The organism is Pseudoduganella guangdongensis, from assembly GCF_009857475.1.
In the GTDB taxonomy this organism is placed as follows: domain Bacteria; phylum Pseudomonadota; class Gammaproteobacteria; order Burkholderiales; family Burkholderiaceae_D; genus Rugamonas; species Rugamonas guangdongensis.
Map to the genome: position 1 here is coordinate 1 of NZ_WWCJ01000085.1, position 255 is coordinate 255.

General features: G+C 60.4%; 1 pseudogene. It reads left to right on the forward strand.

From position 1 onward, the window contains the following. A pseudogene (locus GTP41_RS27595) lies at window positions 1–255 on the forward strand (IS3 family transposase); the annotation flags it as partial.

Consider the following 255-nt stretch of genomic DNA (forward strand, 5'->3'; position numbering starts at 1 on the left):
CTACCGTCGCCTGCATGTGCTGCTGCGCCGAGAAGGATGGACGCTCAATTGGAAGCGTACCTACCGCGTGTACCACGCGGCAGGCCTGATGGTTCGGCGCAGGAAGCGCAAACGCATCGCCGGGGTCCAACGCACCGTCAGAGTGTTGGCTACGCGCGCGAATCAAAGCTGGTCGATGGACTTTGTGTCGGATGGCTTTGTCGATGGCCGGCGGTTGCGGTGCTTGAACATCGTGGACGATTTTACGAAGGAGTG